At 73.2% G+C, this 13195-nt stretch carries 16 protein-coding genes; 10 read left to right on the top strand and 6 right to left on the bottom strand.

Translation table 11 applies throughout. The features are described from left to right. Window positions 1–29: 29 nt before the first annotated feature. The 6 genes from ACIOC1_RS20970 (at window position 30) to ACIOC1_RS20945 (ending at window position 5116) form a co-directional block, all read left to right on the top strand. Complete coding sequence (locus tag ACIOC1_RS20970; RefSeq protein WP_401855977.1) at window positions 30–758, top strand: SRPBCC domain-containing protein; 729 nt, start codon at window positions 30–32, stop codon at window positions 756–758. Window positions 759–936: 178 nt separating this feature from the next. Further along, window positions 937–1971, top strand: a complete 1035-nt coding sequence (locus ACIOC1_RS20965; protein WP_401855975.1) for a thaumatin family protein — start codon at window positions 937–939, stop codon at window positions 1969–1971. Window positions 1972–2277: 306 nt separating this feature from the next. Then, complete coding sequence (locus ACIOC1_RS20960) at window positions 2278–2964, top strand: alpha/beta fold hydrolase (RefSeq protein WP_401855973.1); 687 nt, start codon at window positions 2278–2280, stop codon at window positions 2962–2964. Between the two features lie 179 nt (window positions 2965–3143). Further along, window positions 3144–3506 carry a DUF1304 domain-containing protein gene (locus tag ACIOC1_RS20955; RefSeq protein WP_355339239.1) on the top strand — a complete coding sequence of 121 codons (363 nt, stop codon included), beginning with the start codon at window positions 3144–3146 and terminating at the stop codon, window positions 3504–3506. A 5-nt stretch (window positions 3507–3511) separates the two neighbouring features. Then, window positions 3512–4099 carry a TetR/AcrR family transcriptional regulator gene (locus tag ACIOC1_RS20950; protein ID WP_401855971.1) on the top strand — a complete coding sequence of 196 codons (588 nt, stop codon included), beginning with the start codon at window positions 3512–3514 and terminating at the stop codon, window positions 4097–4099. A 216-nt stretch (window positions 4100–4315) separates the two neighbouring features. Continuing rightward, window positions 4316–5116, top strand: coding sequence for a L,D-transpeptidase family protein (locus ACIOC1_RS20945; RefSeq protein ID WP_401719442.1), 801 nt, complete (start codon window positions 4316–4318; stop codon window positions 5114–5116). 171 nt (window positions 5117–5287) lie between these two features. Here ACIOC1_RS20945 and ACIOC1_RS20940 read toward each other — a convergent pair whose 3' ends face one another. Next, window positions 5288–5893, bottom strand: a complete 606-nt coding sequence (locus ACIOC1_RS20940; protein WP_391051303.1) for a DUF4291 family protein — start codon at window positions 5891–5893, stop codon at window positions 5288–5290. Window positions 5894–6177: 284 nt separating this feature from the next. Between ACIOC1_RS20940 and ACIOC1_RS20935 the strand changes: the two genes are divergently transcribed. Beyond that, the gene (locus ACIOC1_RS20935; protein ID WP_355339250.1) at window positions 6178–6567 is read left to right on the top strand and encodes a nuclear transport factor 2 family protein; all 390 of its coding nucleotides are present in this window, start codon (window positions 6178–6180) and stop codon (window positions 6565–6567) included. A gap of 3 nt (window positions 6568–6570) precedes the next feature. Beyond that, entirely contained in the window at window positions 6571–7554 is a 984-nt protein-coding gene (locus ACIOC1_RS20930) for an LLM class flavin-dependent oxidoreductase (RefSeq protein ID WP_401855968.1), read from the top strand. 109 nt (window positions 7555–7663) lie between these two features. On the opposite strand, the gene ACIOC1_RS20925 is transcribed toward ACIOC1_RS20930, so the two are convergent. From ACIOC1_RS20925 to ACIOC1_RS20915, 3 genes are all read right to left on the bottom strand, one after another. Continuing rightward, on the bottom strand, window positions 7664–8740 hold the full coding sequence (locus ACIOC1_RS20925) for a phosphatidylinositol-specific phospholipase C domain-containing protein (protein ID WP_355339256.1): 1077 nt from the start codon (window positions 8738–8740) through the stop codon (window positions 7664–7666). 190 nt (window positions 8741–8930) lie between these two features. Continuing rightward, complete coding sequence (locus ACIOC1_RS20920) at window positions 8931–9254, bottom strand: AzlD domain-containing protein (protein WP_391051310.1); 324 nt, start codon at window positions 9252–9254, stop codon at window positions 8931–8933. Continuing rightward, window positions 9251–9964 carry an AzlC family ABC transporter permease gene (locus ACIOC1_RS20915; RefSeq protein WP_401855964.1) on the bottom strand — a complete coding sequence of 238 codons (714 nt, stop codon included), beginning with the start codon at window positions 9962–9964 and terminating at the stop codon, window positions 9251–9253. The genes ACIOC1_RS20920 and ACIOC1_RS20915 overlap by 4 nt, the downstream gene beginning before the upstream one ends. Before the next feature lie 79 nt (window positions 9965–10043). On the opposite strand from ACIOC1_RS20915, the gene ACIOC1_RS20910 reads away from it, so the two are divergent. Beyond that, on the top strand, window positions 10044–10679 hold the full coding sequence (locus tag ACIOC1_RS20910) for a helix-turn-helix domain-containing protein (RefSeq protein ID WP_401719427.1): 636 nt from the start codon (window positions 10044–10046) through the stop codon (window positions 10677–10679). A gap of 47 nt (window positions 10680–10726) precedes the next feature. Here the strand turns inward: ACIOC1_RS20910 and ACIOC1_RS20905 are convergent, their stop codons facing one another. Both ACIOC1_RS20905 and ACIOC1_RS20900 read right to left on the bottom strand, forming a co-directional pair. Next, window positions 10727–11695 (bottom strand): hypothetical protein, encoded by a 969-nt coding sequence (locus tag ACIOC1_RS20905; RefSeq protein ID WP_401855962.1) that lies wholly within the window; start codon window positions 11693–11695, stop codon window positions 10727–10729. 108 nt (window positions 11696–11803) lie between these two features. Then, a complete protein-coding gene (locus tag ACIOC1_RS20900; RefSeq protein ID WP_401855959.1) occupies window positions 11804–12271 on the bottom strand; it encodes a hypothetical protein in 468 nt (155 codons plus the stop codon). Window positions 12272–12427: 156 nt separating this feature from the next. On the opposite strand from ACIOC1_RS20900, the gene ACIOC1_RS20895 reads away from it, so the two are divergent. After that, window positions 12428–13186, top strand: coding sequence for a crotonase/enoyl-CoA hydratase family protein (locus ACIOC1_RS20895; RefSeq protein ID WP_401855957.1), 759 nt, complete (start codon window positions 12428–12430; stop codon window positions 13184–13186). Window positions 13187–13195 lie beyond the last annotated feature (9 nt).

Genomic DNA, 13195 nt, shown 5'->3' with positions numbered 1-13195 from the left:
TCCCCTGGAGCAAGGAGCTCTGAACAACCATGTCCAAGCACTTCGAGATCGTCCGTGAATTCGAGGTCGACGCCAGCCCGTCGCAGGTCTGGGACGCCATCACCACCGGTACCGGGGGCTGGTTGTGGCCCATGGAGTACGAGCCCAAGGAGGGCGGCGCGGCGCCGTTCGGCGGGACCGTGGTCGCGTGGGACCCGCCGCACCGGCTGACCGGGCGCACCGAGGACGCCGAGGGCATCTCGGTGCAGACCTTCAACCAGGTCGACCACCTCATCGAGCCCCGCGAGGGCGGCGGTTCATGGGTGCGGTACGTGCACAGCGGCATCCTCGTCGAGGACTGGGACAACCAGTACGACGGCGCGAACAAGCACACCGACTTCTACATGCACACCCTGCGGGAGTACCTGCGGTACTTCACCGGCCGCACCGCCGTCTTCGGCGGCGCGGAAGGCCCGAAGGCGTCCGGCGCGCCCGACGCCTTCGAGACGGCGGCCCGCGCGCTCGGGCTGGCGGACGACGCGGCCGAGGGCGCGACCGTACAGGTCGAACTGCCGGGCGCTGGACGGGTGGAGGCCGTGCTCGACTTCCGCAACCCGTACTTCATCGGGCTCCGCACCGACCAGGCGATGTACCGCTTCTTCGGCCGCAACCACTTCGGCGCGACGGTCGGCGTGAGCGTGCACGACTTCGCGCCGGGCGCCGACGCCGAGCGGATCGGCGCGGACTGGACGCGCTGGCTCGCCGGGGTCTACGCGTAACGCCCCCTCCCGCGGCCGGAGTCGGGCCTTCGCCGTACCGGAAATCCGTTATCCCCGCCGCTCACCGGCCGTCTCCTGATCGCCGGTGAGTCGGCATGTGCGGGACGTACGGGATGCGCTGGCCACAGGCATCAACGGTATTGACGGCGGCTACGGCGGCGACGGCGCGGAGGAAGCGATGGGACGCAGAGCTCGGCACGGCGGACGATCACGGCGCGGTGCCGTGTCGGCGGCGGTGGCGCTGGCCGTCGCGGCCCTGTGCGTGGCGGTCTGGGTGGTCTCCGGCCAACGGCCTGGCGGCGGTTCGGCCGACACCTCGGCCACGGCGGGCGCCGCGCCCGTATCGGCGGGGCAGGTCACGACCACGGCCGCGCCGTCCGTGACACCGACCGTCACCGCCTCCGCGACGACCGCCGCCAAGAAGCCGAAGCCGACCGCTTCCCGGCAGCTCCCGCGGCCGACCGCGTCGCGCAGCGCCGCGTCGCCCGCCGGTACGAAGCTCCCACCGCGTTCCGGCACCCGGGTGTTCACCTTCGTCAACGACGTGGACCAGACGATCTGGCTCGCCTCGGGCGAGCAGACCGCCCGGCCCGCCCTCACCACCACCGGCTGGGTCCTGCGCCCTGGGCAGACCCTCGGCGTCCGCGTGCCCGACCACTGGAACGGCCGCTTCTGGGGCCGTACCGGCTGCTCCTTCGACGCCTCGGGCCGCGGCCACTGCGAGACCGGCGACTGCGACGGCCGCTTCCAGTGCCCCGGTTACGGGGTGATCCCGGCGACGCTGGCGGAGTTCAACCTCAACTCGTGGGACGGGATGGACTTCTACGACGTCAGCCTCGTCGACGGCTCCAACCTCCCGATGTACATCAACCTCGTCGGCGGTACGACGAAGGACCCGATCTCGGCGAACGGCTGCTCGGCCGCGGGCTGCACCCACGCCGTGGACTGTCCGGCCGCCCTCCAGGTGACGTCCGGTGGCCGGGTGGTCGGTTGCGAGTCGCCCTGCGGGGTCTTCGACACCGACCAGTACTGCTGCCGCGGCACGTGGGCGCCGCGCTCGATGTGCCTGCCCGACCAGTGGCCGGTGAGGTACGCGGACGTGTTCAAGAAGGCCGAGCCGTTCGCGTACTCGTATGTGGACGACGACGCGACCAGCACCTTCACCAGCCGGGGCGAGGCCGGGTACCGGATCACTTTCGGGCTGAGCCGCTGAGGCGGTGATGCGCTGATGCGGTGAGCCGCTGAGCCGGTGAGCCCGTGAGGCACCCGAAGGGCCCGACCGGCCGGTCGGGGAGGACGTACCGACGCCGTATGTCAGGGCGGAGTCGGGGGCGGGAAGGGCGGCGGCCGTGACCGGCGCCGGGACGACGACGCGGGCGGCGCGGAAACCGCCGTCGTCGGCCCGGCCGACCGGGGACGGCCGCCGCCGATCCGCGATGAGTTTCGGCCGCGCCCGCGGTCCTATGGGGAGCAGCGGGCCCGTGTCCCGGGCGCGCCCCGACGAAAGCAGGCGTGAACGATGGCGACTTTCGTACTCGTCCCCGGCGCGGACGGCCGCGCCTGGGGCTGGCACCGGCTCGTACCGGAACTGCGCGCCCGCGGGCACGAGGCGGTGACGCTCGACCTGCCCGAGGACAGCGCCGCCGACCTCGACGCCTACGCGGACGCGATCGTGGCGGCGTGCGGCGACGTCGACCGGCTGGCCCGGCCGCTGGTCCTCGTGGCGCTGTCGCTCGCCGGATTCTCCGCGCCGCTGGCCTGCGAGCGGCTGCGCGCCGACCGGCTCGTACTCCTCAACGCGATGGTGCCGCTGCCCGGCGAGACGGCGGGGGAGTGGTGGGACCACACCGGCCAGCAGGCCGCGCGCGAGGCGTACGCGCGGGAGGAGGGACGCGACACCGCGTTCGACGTGCGCGTCGACTTCTTCCACGACGTGCCGCAGGAGATCACCGAGGAGGCCATGAACTCCGCCCCGTCGGGCGGCGCGCCGGAACGGGTCTTCACGCAGCCGTGGCCGCTGACGGCGTGGCCCGATGTGCCCACCCGCTTCCTCCAGGGCGCGCAGGACCGCTTCTTCCCGCTGGAATTCCAGCGGCGGCTGGGCAAGGAGCGGATCGGCGTGGACGTCGAGGAACTGCCCGGCGGGCATCTGCTCGCGCTGAGCCGACCGCGTGAGCTGGCGCAGGCGCTGGTGCGGGACGTGTGAGCCGCGTGCGGCCGGCCGCGTAAAACGGCGACTTCCCCCCGGCCTGGAGGGACTTCCTGGCGCAGAGGCCACTGCCCGGCGGGCTTCCCGGCAGGGAGAGGGCTTTCGGACTTCCTGTACAGTTGTCCAGGAAGTCGGAGGGCGGGACGTCGGGTCGACGGAAGGCGTGGTGCACGGTCGTGAAGGTCGTCGCGGGAATCCTGGTCGGCGCGGTCGCCGCCTTCCATGTGTACGCGCTCGTGCTGGAGATGTTCCTGTGGCGCGGTCCGCGCGGCCGGGCGCTGCACGGGCTCGACGACGAGGGCGCCAGGATCACCGCGCCGCTCGCCGCCAACCAGGGCCTCTACAACGGCTTCCTGGCCGCCGGACTCGTCTGGGGCCTGATCGCCTCCGACCCGGTGGGCTTCCAGGCCCGGGTGTTCTTCCTGTGCTGTGTGATCCTGGCGGGTGCGTACGGCGCGGCGACCGCGTCCCGCAAGATTCTCTTTGTGCAGTTCGCGCCCGCGGTCGTGGCGCTGGCGGCGGTGCTTGTGGCTGGATGAGGGGTGTGATCGCTACGGGTGAGGTGAGCGGGGGGCGCGCGACGTCCGATCCCCGTACGCTCAGGACCCGCGCCCGGCTGCGGGCCGCGCTGCTCGACGAGTGCGCGCAGCGCCCGCTGGACCAGGTCAGCCTGTCGGCGGTGGCGCGCCGCGCGGGGGTCGGCCGGGCGACCCTGTATCTGCACTACGACGGTCTCCAGGCGCTCGCGGTCGACGCCTGCGCCGACGTCGTACGGGAAGCGGTCGACGCGCTGCACGCCTGGACCGCGCCGCCGGGGCCCGACGCGCCGCCCGCGCCGCTGGCCGAATTCCTCGCCGTCGTGGCCGGGCGGGCCGACCTCTACCGCGGTCTGATCGCGGAAGGCGGCGGCGGCCCGCTCGGCGCGCTCCTCCACGACGAACTCCGCGCTCGTTCGTTCGCCGACCGCACCCGCGCGGGCGCCCCGTCGCCCGCGCTCGCCGCCTCCGCCACCGCGGCCGTGTTCACCGGCCTGCTCGCCGACTGGCTGCACGGTCGTATGGACCTTTCGCCGGACGCCTTCGCCGCTCACGTCTGGCGGCTGCTGGTCGCGATCCACCGCGCCGTCCGCTGATCCTTCGCTGACGCCCGGTCAGGGCGTACGGTGTGCGCGGCGGGTGCGGACGGTGGGGGATATGCGGGGCAAATCGGGCGAGAGGTCACCCTGGGTGGTGCATATGGGTCTGAGTTTGCGAGGATCGCCGGGATGACTTCCGCTCCCGCGGGCTCCTTCGCTGAGAGCCGCTCCACAGAAGGCCGTGGCCGAAACCGCCACCGGCGTCGGAAACATGTGCTGCGACGGAGGGCCGGGATCGGCGCCGCCGCGTTCGTCGTGCTGGCGGTCGTCGGCGCCGGATATGTGGTGATGGACCGGCACGGCGCGGGTTCCGCCGCCGCGGACAGCGGCAGGAACGGCGGCTCCGGGCACGGTCAGGCCGCGGTGCCCGGCGCGTCCGCCAAGGCCGCGGGCCCCGGCACCCTGAGCGTCAAGGACGAGGCGCCCACCGTGATCCCGGGCCTCGGCCCCAAGACCCGCTCCGCGATCCCCGCCGCCTCCCGGCAGGTGCTGGTGGCCTCGGGCAAGGCCAAGAACTCCGCCGACTCCACCGTCACCCTGTGGTCCCGTACCGCCGACGGCCACTGGAGCGCGGGGGCGGCCTGGCCCGCGCACAACGCCCTGCGCGGCTGGACCGACAAGCACCACTCGGGCGATCTGCACAGCCCCATCGGCGTGTTCACCCTCAGCGACGCGGGCGGCTTCGACGCCGATCCGGGCGCCAAGCTGCCCTACCACCACTCGTCCGCCTTCCGCGCGGGCGGCGTCGGCTTCGACGGCGAGCCGCTGGACGCCGCCTTCGACTACGTCATCGCCATCGACTACAACCGCGTGCCCGGTACGTCCCCGCTCGACGGCACCCAGCCGCTCGGTGCCAACCGCGGCGGCGGCATCTGGGTCCACGTCGACCACGGCGGCCCGACGCACGGCTGCGTCAGCGTCTCCGCCGCGCACATGGTCGACCTCCTGCACACGCTCGTCCCGGCGGACCACCCGGTGATCGTGATGGGCGACCACGCCTCGCTGTCGGCGTAGCCCTCTCCCGGTCTCCGCGCCCGCTGACGGATCGCCGAGGCCGCGCATCCGCACGCCCGCCAGCGCACCGCGAATTGCGCCACCATGCCGACGGTGACCCGCCCGAACACGACCGAGAAGACCCACAGGGCGACACCCTCGCCCCGGGCCCCGCCCACCGCCGCCCACGGGTCAGACACCCGAACTCCCGCCCACCCGCTCCGGCAGCCCGCCCACGACGTCATACGCCCGCTCCTCCGGCACCAGCCGCTCCGCCCCCTCGACGTCCCCGGCCCCGACCAAGCGGTGCACCTCCCGAGCCAGCGGCGTCACATCCCTGATCCCCACGATCCACGTGTCCGCGTACTCCCGCACCGCCTCGCCCGACAGCCCGAGTTGCAGCGACCGGTACGGCAACGGCCGCAGCCGCACGTCCCGTTCGGGGTCCCACTGCACCCGCGCGGGAGCGCCCTTGAGCTGCCGACGCCACGCGTCCCGGTCGGCGTGCACGTCGGGGGAGTAGTGGGACAGACACGCGTGCCGAAGCGCCCACTCGAATCCGTCACGGGTGATCTCCACCGCGAGCACCGTCTCCTGCCCCGCCTTGGCGGCCCAACCGCAGCGGTACATCATCCACAGGAACGACGGCTTGATCCACGTCATGCGGTCCCGGCTCCAGGCGGCGGGGAAGCGGCCGTCGCGGGCGGCGGGGAGGCCGATCGCGGGGGCGTAGGCCTGGTAGACGGTGATCGTGGTGGGGGTGTGGAGGGCGCGGACGCGCCGGGCGGGTTCTCGCATGGGGACACAGTGCCGTCGCGGCGGTGGGGGTGGCCAGCGAATTGCGGGGCGGGGACGCCCGGCGAAGGGGGTGAGGGGAGGGCGGGGGCGGGGCGTTACTCCCCGGGGAGTACGGGTGGAGGCGGGGCGGGTTGACCGGGGGAGTACGGCAGAGGCATACCGCCGGGCGATGCGGGGCGGCGGCGTACGCGGGAGTCTGGTGAGGCACCCCGGACCGGCACACGGGTGGCCGGGAGTCCGGCCTCCGCCGGGGCTTTCGCACCCGCTCGCGAGGAGGCACGGCCATGGAAGACGAGCAGGAGCTGACAGACTTCGCGCGCCGATGGACCGAGGCGGAACGGCGCGGCGACGTGACCGCGCTGGACGCGCTGCTGACCGACGACTTCAGCGCGGTGGGACCGCGCGGCTTCGTCCTCGACAAGAAGCAGTGGCTCGACCGCTACGCCTCCGGCGCGCTCGTCCACGACGCCTTCACCTGGGCCGAGGTGACGATCCGTCAGTACGGGCGGGCGGCCGTCGCCACCGGGGTGCAGGGCCAGCAGAGCATCTTCGACGGGCGGGACGCGGACGGGTACTTCCGGGTGACGCAGACGATCGTCGAGACCGACGGCGTATGGCGGTTGGCCGCGCTCCACCTCAGTCCGACCGGCGACCGTCCGGGACCGGAGGCGTAGACGATGCGGATCAGTATCAGTGTCGCCCACGACGCCTGGCCCGAGGGACCGCGGGGCTCCGCACGGCAGTTGGAGCGGGTCGTCGCCACCGCCGACGAGATCGGGCTCGACACGGTGTGGGTCACGGACCATCTGACGCGGACGGACCCGACGCGGACGGACCCGACGCGGACCGACCCGACGCGCTCACCGGACGAGGCGGTCCTGGAGGCGTACGCGACGCTGGGACTCCTCGCGTCGCGCAGTGAACGGGTGCGGCTCGGCGCCATGGCGAGCCCGGTCGGCAACGGCGCGGCCGGCCCGCTGATCACGGCGGTCACGACGCTCGACGTCCTGTCCGGCGGCCGGGCCTGGCTCGGCATCGGCGCCGGATACGCCGACCACCAGGCCGCCGCGCTGGGCCCGCCCGCGCCCGGCGCCCCCGAACGCTTCGAGCGGATGGAGGACGTGCTGCGGCTCGCGCACCGGATGTGGTCGGGCGACGACAGCCCCTTCCGCGGCGCGCACTGCGACCTGGCCAGGCCGTACCCCAGTCCGCTGCCGCTCAGCGGCCCGCACCCGCCGGTGCTGATCGGCGGAAACGGCGAGGCCCGGATGCTGCCGCTGGTCGCGCGGTACGCCGACGCGTGCAATCTGCTCGACGTGCCGAACGGCGGCGCCACCATCCGCCGCAAGCTCGACATCCTCGCCGTGCACTGCCGGAAGATCGGCCGCCCGCTCGGCGACATCGACACGTCCGTCAGCGTCAGGCTGCGGCCGCAGGAGTCGGCGGACGAACTCGTCGCGCACTGCCGCCACTTCGCCGGTCTGGGCATCGGGCACGTGGTGCTGGTGCCGGGCGGCCCGTGGACGGAGGCGTCGACGCGGACGCTGGCGGCGGCGCTGCCCGCGGTCCGCGGCCTGCACCGGGAGGAGCCGGCCGGGCCGAAGGCCGCCCGCCTCGACACCTACCGGGCGCCCGCGTTCGGCGGCGCCGTCCCCGTCTGAGCGGAACGGGAAAGGCAGGCGGAGAAGGAGCGGCACCCCACGGCCGGCGGTCGCCGTGGGGTGCCGTGCTGCGCGGCCGAGGCCGCGGCCGGCCCTGGATCCAGGACCGTCAGCCGTTGCCGCGCGGCAGGACGAGCGACTGGATCTGGGGAAGCCCCTTCCAGTCGTTCGAGGCGATCGTCGCGTGAGCCGCGGCGAGTTGGGCGATCCGCGCCTGCGCGTCGGCCGGGGACGGATTCGCGTCGTCCAGGGCGGGTGCGACATTCTGCGAGTCGGTCATCACGAGCAGGTAATGACGCGCGTCGTACCAATTCGTGTCGACGTTGAGGAACGCCGAGGCGTCACCGTCGAAGATCACGAACCACGGGCGCAGCGAGGCGTCGGAGTAGCGCGAACGCGGGTCGCCCGACTGCACGTTGTGCACGGTCGGGAAGACCTGGGCGGTCGAGACGTGCCCCTTGAGGTAGCTCGCGTACTCGACGTCCGTCCACAGCGTGTCGGTCGGGTTGTTCTCCTCGACGGTGCCGGGGATGATCTCCAGGATCACCTTGCCCGCGAGTTGCTGCCGCGTCGGCCAGTTGCCCGCCTGGGCGGCCTCGTCGAGCGTGCCGTAGCTGCCGCCGCCAGGCTTGGCCAGCAGGTCGGACGGCTTGAACACCAGGCTGCCGAGGTGCGCGCTGATGGACTGGTCCAACTTGGCAGGGCTCATGCCGAGGTTGGCCTGGAAGCCCGCCTTCATCTCCAGCTTGATCATCAGCGGCGCGTGGCCGGGGTGCGCGCCGAGCCAGACGCGTACGTCGTCCAGGCAGCTCTCCAGGTCCTTGTTCGCGCCGCCCGTGTAGAGCTGCGACGGTGAGGACGCGTCCACGCAGTTGTTGCCGTTGCTGGTCAGGCTGGAGTGGCTGACCTTCCACTCCTGGGTGAAGAAGTCGTCCCACACGTCCAGCTCGATCAGCGACGTGCCCGTGTCCAACGCCTGGGCGAGGTACGGGAAGGCGGCGGGGTCGTAGGTGTTGTGCAGGCCGGACGTCGTGGCGCCCGAGAACGGCAGGGAGCCGGTGTCAGCGGCGGACGCGGATGCGCCGCCTCCGGCTCCGGCGACGGTGAACGCCAGGCATGTGGTGAGCACGCCGAGCAGCGCCGTGCGCAGTCGTAGGGAAACTCGTCGGGACAGCGGACCGGTCACGTGTCCTCCAGTGGGGGGGTGTCTCTCCGTCCGGACGGTGACTGCCAAGCGTGAATCGACGGAGACATGTCACGTAACACGATCTGGAATCCGGCTGTCAGCTACGAATCGAGCCGATCTTCAACGGAATTGACGCCACGTCAGGGGCGCTTCGGTGGGTTGTGGGGCCCGCGTCACGTCCGTACCGCTCTCAGCTCGCGCCCAGCAGCCGCAGCGCCGCCGTGGTGGCCGCGGCGGCGAGCACCACCACGAGGAAGGGTGCCCGGCGCCACGCGCACAGACCGCCGACGGCGACCCCGGCCGGGCGGGCGGCTCCGGCGAAGCCGTGGCCCTCGGTGAGGGTGGAGGTGGCGACCAGGGCGGCGAGCAGCACGACGACGCAGAGCGCCATCAGCCGTTCCAGGCGCGGCGAAAGGGTGACGCGGGCGCGCAGCACGGGCCCGGCGAAACGGAAGGCGAAGGTGCCCGCGCCCAGGGCGACGGTGGCGAGCAGCAGGCTCGTCCCCGTACTCATCGTCCCGCTCCGGTCCGCGCGGCGGGGTCCGGCTCCTCGCGACGACCGCCCGCCCGCGCCGCTCCGACCCCGGCCAAGGCGAGCAACACCGGCAGTCCGGCGGGCAGATACGGCGTCGCGACGAGCGCGAGCACCACTCCGGCCAGCGCTGCCCCGCGCGTCGCGGAGTCGCCGAGGGACGGCAGTACCAGGGCCAGCAGCACGGCGGGGAAGGCCGCGTCCAGCCCGAAGGCGTCGGTGTCGCCGACCGCGCCGCCGCCCAGGGCGCCCAGGACGACACCGGCGTTCCAGCAGACGAACAGGCCGATGCCGCACGCCCAGTACGCCGCCCGCCGCCGTTCGGGTTCGCGCTGGGCGAGGGTGAAGGCCACGGTCTCGTCCGCCATCAGATGGCTGCCCGCGATGCGGCGGAGCGGCCCGGTGCCGAAGACGTCGCCGACCGCGAAGCCGAACGGTACGTGCCGCGCGTTCACGAGCAGGCCCGCGACGACCGCCGCCACCGGATTGCCGCCCGCCGCGACGATGCCGATGAACATGAACTGCGACGCGCCCGCGAAGACCACCACCGACAGCAGCATCGGCAGCCACACCGGCAGGCCGAGCCCCACGGCGATGGCGCCGAACGACACCCCGACGACGGCATCGGCGACGCAGACCAGGGCGATGTCCCGCACCAGGTCCTTCTCCGGAGTTCGCCATATCGAACGCATCGCCGCCTATAATGAACGGAGTGAGGATCGTTCGTCAAGGCGAACGAGTGGACTTGTTTGGCGAACGAAGGGTGCGGCGATGGCGGCGGACAAGGGGGCGCACGCGTCAGGAGAGTCGGGGGAGCCGGGACGCGGCGCGGACGAGAACGGACGGGAGCGGCAGAGCGGGCGCGCACCGCTGGCGGCCATCGCGGAATCCCTCCAGCGCGAGCGCCGCCGCGCGGGCCTGTCCCTCGCCGAGGTCGCCCGCCGTGCGGGCATCGCGAAATCCACGCTCTCCCAGCTCGAATCGGGCACCGGCAACCCCAGCGTCGAGACCCTGTGGGCGCTGAGCGTCACCCTGAACGTGGCCTTCGCCCAGCTCGTCGACCCGCCCCGCCCCCGTGTCCGCGTCGTCCGCGCGGGCGAGGGCGTCGCCTTCGCCGCCGAGCGCGCGGATTACGTGGCCACGCTCCTCGCCTCCTGCCCGCCGCACGCGCGCCGCGACATCTACCTGGTGTCCGTACAGCCCGGCACCGCCCGGGAGTCCGACCCGCACGCGCCCGGCATGATCGAGCACGTGGTGCTCAGTACCGGCCGCGCGCTGGTCGGCCTCACGGATGATCCCGTCGAACTCCACCCCGGCGACTACATCGCCTATCCGGGCGACGAGCCGCACATCTTCCGCGCGTTGGAGCCGGACACCCTCGCGGTGCTCGTCCAGGAACACCACTGACGCCGCCCTGAGCCAACTCCGTGGGCGGTGCCCGTGGTGGCGGTGCGTCAGCCCGCGCGGAGCGTCAACGCGGCCGTGTGCAGGGTCTTTTGCGTGCGGAACTGGAGGAACAACCGCCAGTCGCCCGCCGTCGGAAGCTCGGCGTGGAAGGCCAGTTCGGGGCCGCCGTGATCGCCGTTCACGGCCGTCGTCGGATGCAGGTGCGCGAACGCCAGATCGCCGGCGTGGAACGCCGTCAGGTGCGCGTACGTCCCCAGGTACGGCTGGAGATCGGTCACCGGGCGGCCGTTCCTGGTCACGGTCACGGCCAGCGGATGCGCCATGCCCGACATGCCCGCCATGACGTCGCCCTTCACCGTCACCGTGTAACCGTCCACCGTGGCGCTGGTCTTGGGCGCGGGCAGCGGCACGGGCGACGAGGCGGTGCCGGGGACCGTGACCGTACGGCTCAGGACCAAGTCCGTCCCCTTGCCGGGGCCCGCGTCCGGCGTGAAGGACGCGAAGAACCGCCACGCGCCGGGTGCGAGCGCCGCCAGCCGCGCCGTCCAGGTGCCGTCCTTCGCCATCCCCGGATGCACGTGCTGGAAGCCGGTGAGATCGGACCGGACCGCGTAGAAGTGCATCCGCTGCGTCTGGTCCAGCGCGAAGGCGGTCAACGGCCTGCCGTCGGGGGCGGTGACGGAGAAGCGGTACGTGGCGGGCGCGCCGGAAGGCAGTCGCGCGTCGGGGGAGACGAGGCGGTAGCCGTCGCGGTCGGCGGACAGGCCGTTGGCGGAGGCTGGGGCGTCCATGCCGTCCATGCCGTCCATGCCGTTCGTGGAGGGCGTGGACGGCATGGAGGGTTTCGAGGGCATGGACGCGGTGGGCGACGTGCGCGACTCGGGTGACGACGCCGGGGCGTGGCCGTGCGCCTGGCCGGTGGTCGTGGAGGAGCCGCCGCCGCAGGCGGTCAGGCCGAGCAGCAGAGCGCAGGTCGCGGCGGTGGCCGCGAGGAGAGCGGGCCGGAGTGTTCGCATGATGCTCTTTCGGGTGAGCGCGCGGAAAACGGCGCGCGTATGGATGCGATGCGGACGGATGTGGGGGCGCGACACCGCACCGGGAACTCCCCGGCGCGGCGGGCCTCTTCACGTCCGCGCGACGCACACCCGCAGCAATATCGCCCGCCCGCCCGGCGGCGGAGCGCGCCGCCGGTCCCGAGACGGGGCGGTGCCGGAGGCGGCCAACCCCGCCCCCAGCAACGGCGGTACGGCGGAGGCGACCTGCGCCCAGCCGGTGAGCGGTGCCCGCGCGCGTACGGGCGTGGCCCAACACGAACCGCCGGAGCCGGTCTTGGCGACGTGGGGGGCGGGGGCCTGCGGCCGTACGTGCGGAGTCGAGTGGGTGGTGGCGGCGATGGGCGCGGTAGCGGACATCCGCGCGATACCCATGTCCGTGCCCATGTTCATGGCCAGGGGCACGCCGTGGCAGCCCTCGCTCGCGGAAGCCGGTGCGCCGTGCATGAAGAACAGCCCGAGGAGGACCGCGCACACCGCCAACAGCCGGGGCGTACGCGGCCGGTGCGCGTGTGCCGTACCGTCGCCGTCCGCTGTCACCCGGTTGACGATATACCCCCAGGGGGTGTCTTGTTCAGGCGGGTGCCCGCGTGTTAACGCTGCGGGTACACGGTCCATGTGCGATGCCCGCGACACATGGACACATGGACACGTAAACACGTAGACACGCAGACGGCCGACCGGAAGGCGCGAGAGATGTCCGTGCGCAGCGAGCGCGAAGGCGCCGTCACCACCGTGGTGCTGTCCAGGCCGGAGGCGCGCAACGCGGTGGACGGGCCCACGGCCGCCGCGCTCGCGGACGCCTTCCGCGCCTTCGACGCGGACGAGGAGGCGGCCGTCGCCGTCCTCTGGGGCGAGGGCGGCACCTTCTGCGCGGGCGCGGACCTCAAGGCGATCGGCACCGCACGCGGCAACACGGTCGCCGACGACGGCGACGGCCCGATGGGGCCGACCCGTATGCGGCTCGGGAAACCGGTGATCGCCGCCGTCTCCGGGCACGCCGTCGCGGGCGGCCTCGAACTCGCGCTCTGGTGCGACCTCCGCGTCGCCGAGGAGGACGCCGTGTTCGGCGTCTTCTGCCGCCGCTGGGGCGTGCCGCTGATCGACGGCGGCACCGTACGGCTGCCCCGGCTGATCGGCGCGGGCCGGGCGATGGACCTCGTCCTCACCGGCCGTCCGGTCGACGCGGCGGAAGCCCTCGCCATCGGCCTCGTCGACCGCGTCGTCCCGCCCGGCACCGCCCGCGCCGCCGCCGAGCGACTCGCGGCCGAGATCGCCGCCTTCCCTCAGACCTGCCTGCGCGAGGACCGGCTCTCCCTGCTGGAGCAGGAAGGTCTGCCCGAAGGGGCCGCCCTGGCCGTGGAGTTGGCCCACGGCCGGATCTCCCTGACCGAGGCGGCGGCGGGCGCCTCCCGTTTCGCCTCCGGCGAGGGCCGCCACGGATCGTTCACCTGATGCCGTACG

Origin of the sequence: Streptomyces sp. NPDC088197, assembly GCF_044741185.1 — a bacterium.
Classification (GTDB): Bacteria; Actinomycetota; Actinomycetes; order Streptomycetales; family Streptomycetaceae; genus Actinacidiphila.
This window is presented reverse-complemented; position numbering and strand designations above follow the sequence as displayed.

Excerpts from the sequence above, each read along its gene's own strand:
- ACIOC1_RS20965 (WP_401855975.1), top strand. The coding sequence starts at position 937 with ATGGGACGCAGAGCTCGGCACGGCGGACGATCACGGCGCGGTGCCGTG.
- ACIOC1_RS20905 (WP_401855962.1), bottom strand. The coding sequence starts at position 11,695 with ATGCGAACACTCCGGCCCGCTCTCCTCGCGGCCACCGCCGCGACCTGC.
- ACIOC1_RS20970 (WP_401855977.1), top strand. The coding sequence starts at position 30 with ATGTCCAAGCACTTCGAGATCGTCCGTGAATTCGAGGTCGACGCCAGC.
- ACIOC1_RS20940 (WP_391051303.1), bottom strand. The coding sequence starts at position 5,893 with ATGCGAGAACCCGCCCGGCGCGTCCGCGCCCTCCACACCCCCACCACG.
- ACIOC1_RS20935 (WP_355339250.1), top strand. The coding sequence starts at position 6,178 with ATGGAAGACGAGCAGGAGCTGACAGACTTCGCGCGCCGATGGACCGAG.
- ACIOC1_RS20930 (WP_401855968.1), top strand. The coding sequence starts at position 6,571 with ATGCGGATCAGTATCAGTGTCGCCCACGACGCCTGGCCCGAGGGACCG.
- ACIOC1_RS20910 (WP_401719427.1), top strand. The coding sequence starts at position 10,044 with ATGGCGGCGGACAAGGGGGCGCACGCGTCAGGAGAGTCGGGGGAGCCG.
- ACIOC1_RS20895 (WP_401855957.1), top strand. The coding sequence starts at position 12,428 with ATGTCCGTGCGCAGCGAGCGCGAAGGCGCCGTCACCACCGTGGTGCTG.
- ACIOC1_RS20960 (WP_401855973.1), top strand. The coding sequence starts at position 2,278 with ATGGCGACTTTCGTACTCGTCCCCGGCGCGGACGGCCGCGCCTGGGGC.
- ACIOC1_RS20920 (WP_391051310.1), bottom strand. The coding sequence starts at position 9,254 with ATGAGTACGGGGACGAGCCTGCTGCTCGCCACCGTCGCCCTGGGCGCG.
- ACIOC1_RS20915 (WP_401855964.1), bottom strand. The coding sequence starts at position 9,964 with ATGCGTTCGATATGGCGAACTCCGGAGAAGGACCTGGTGCGGGACATC.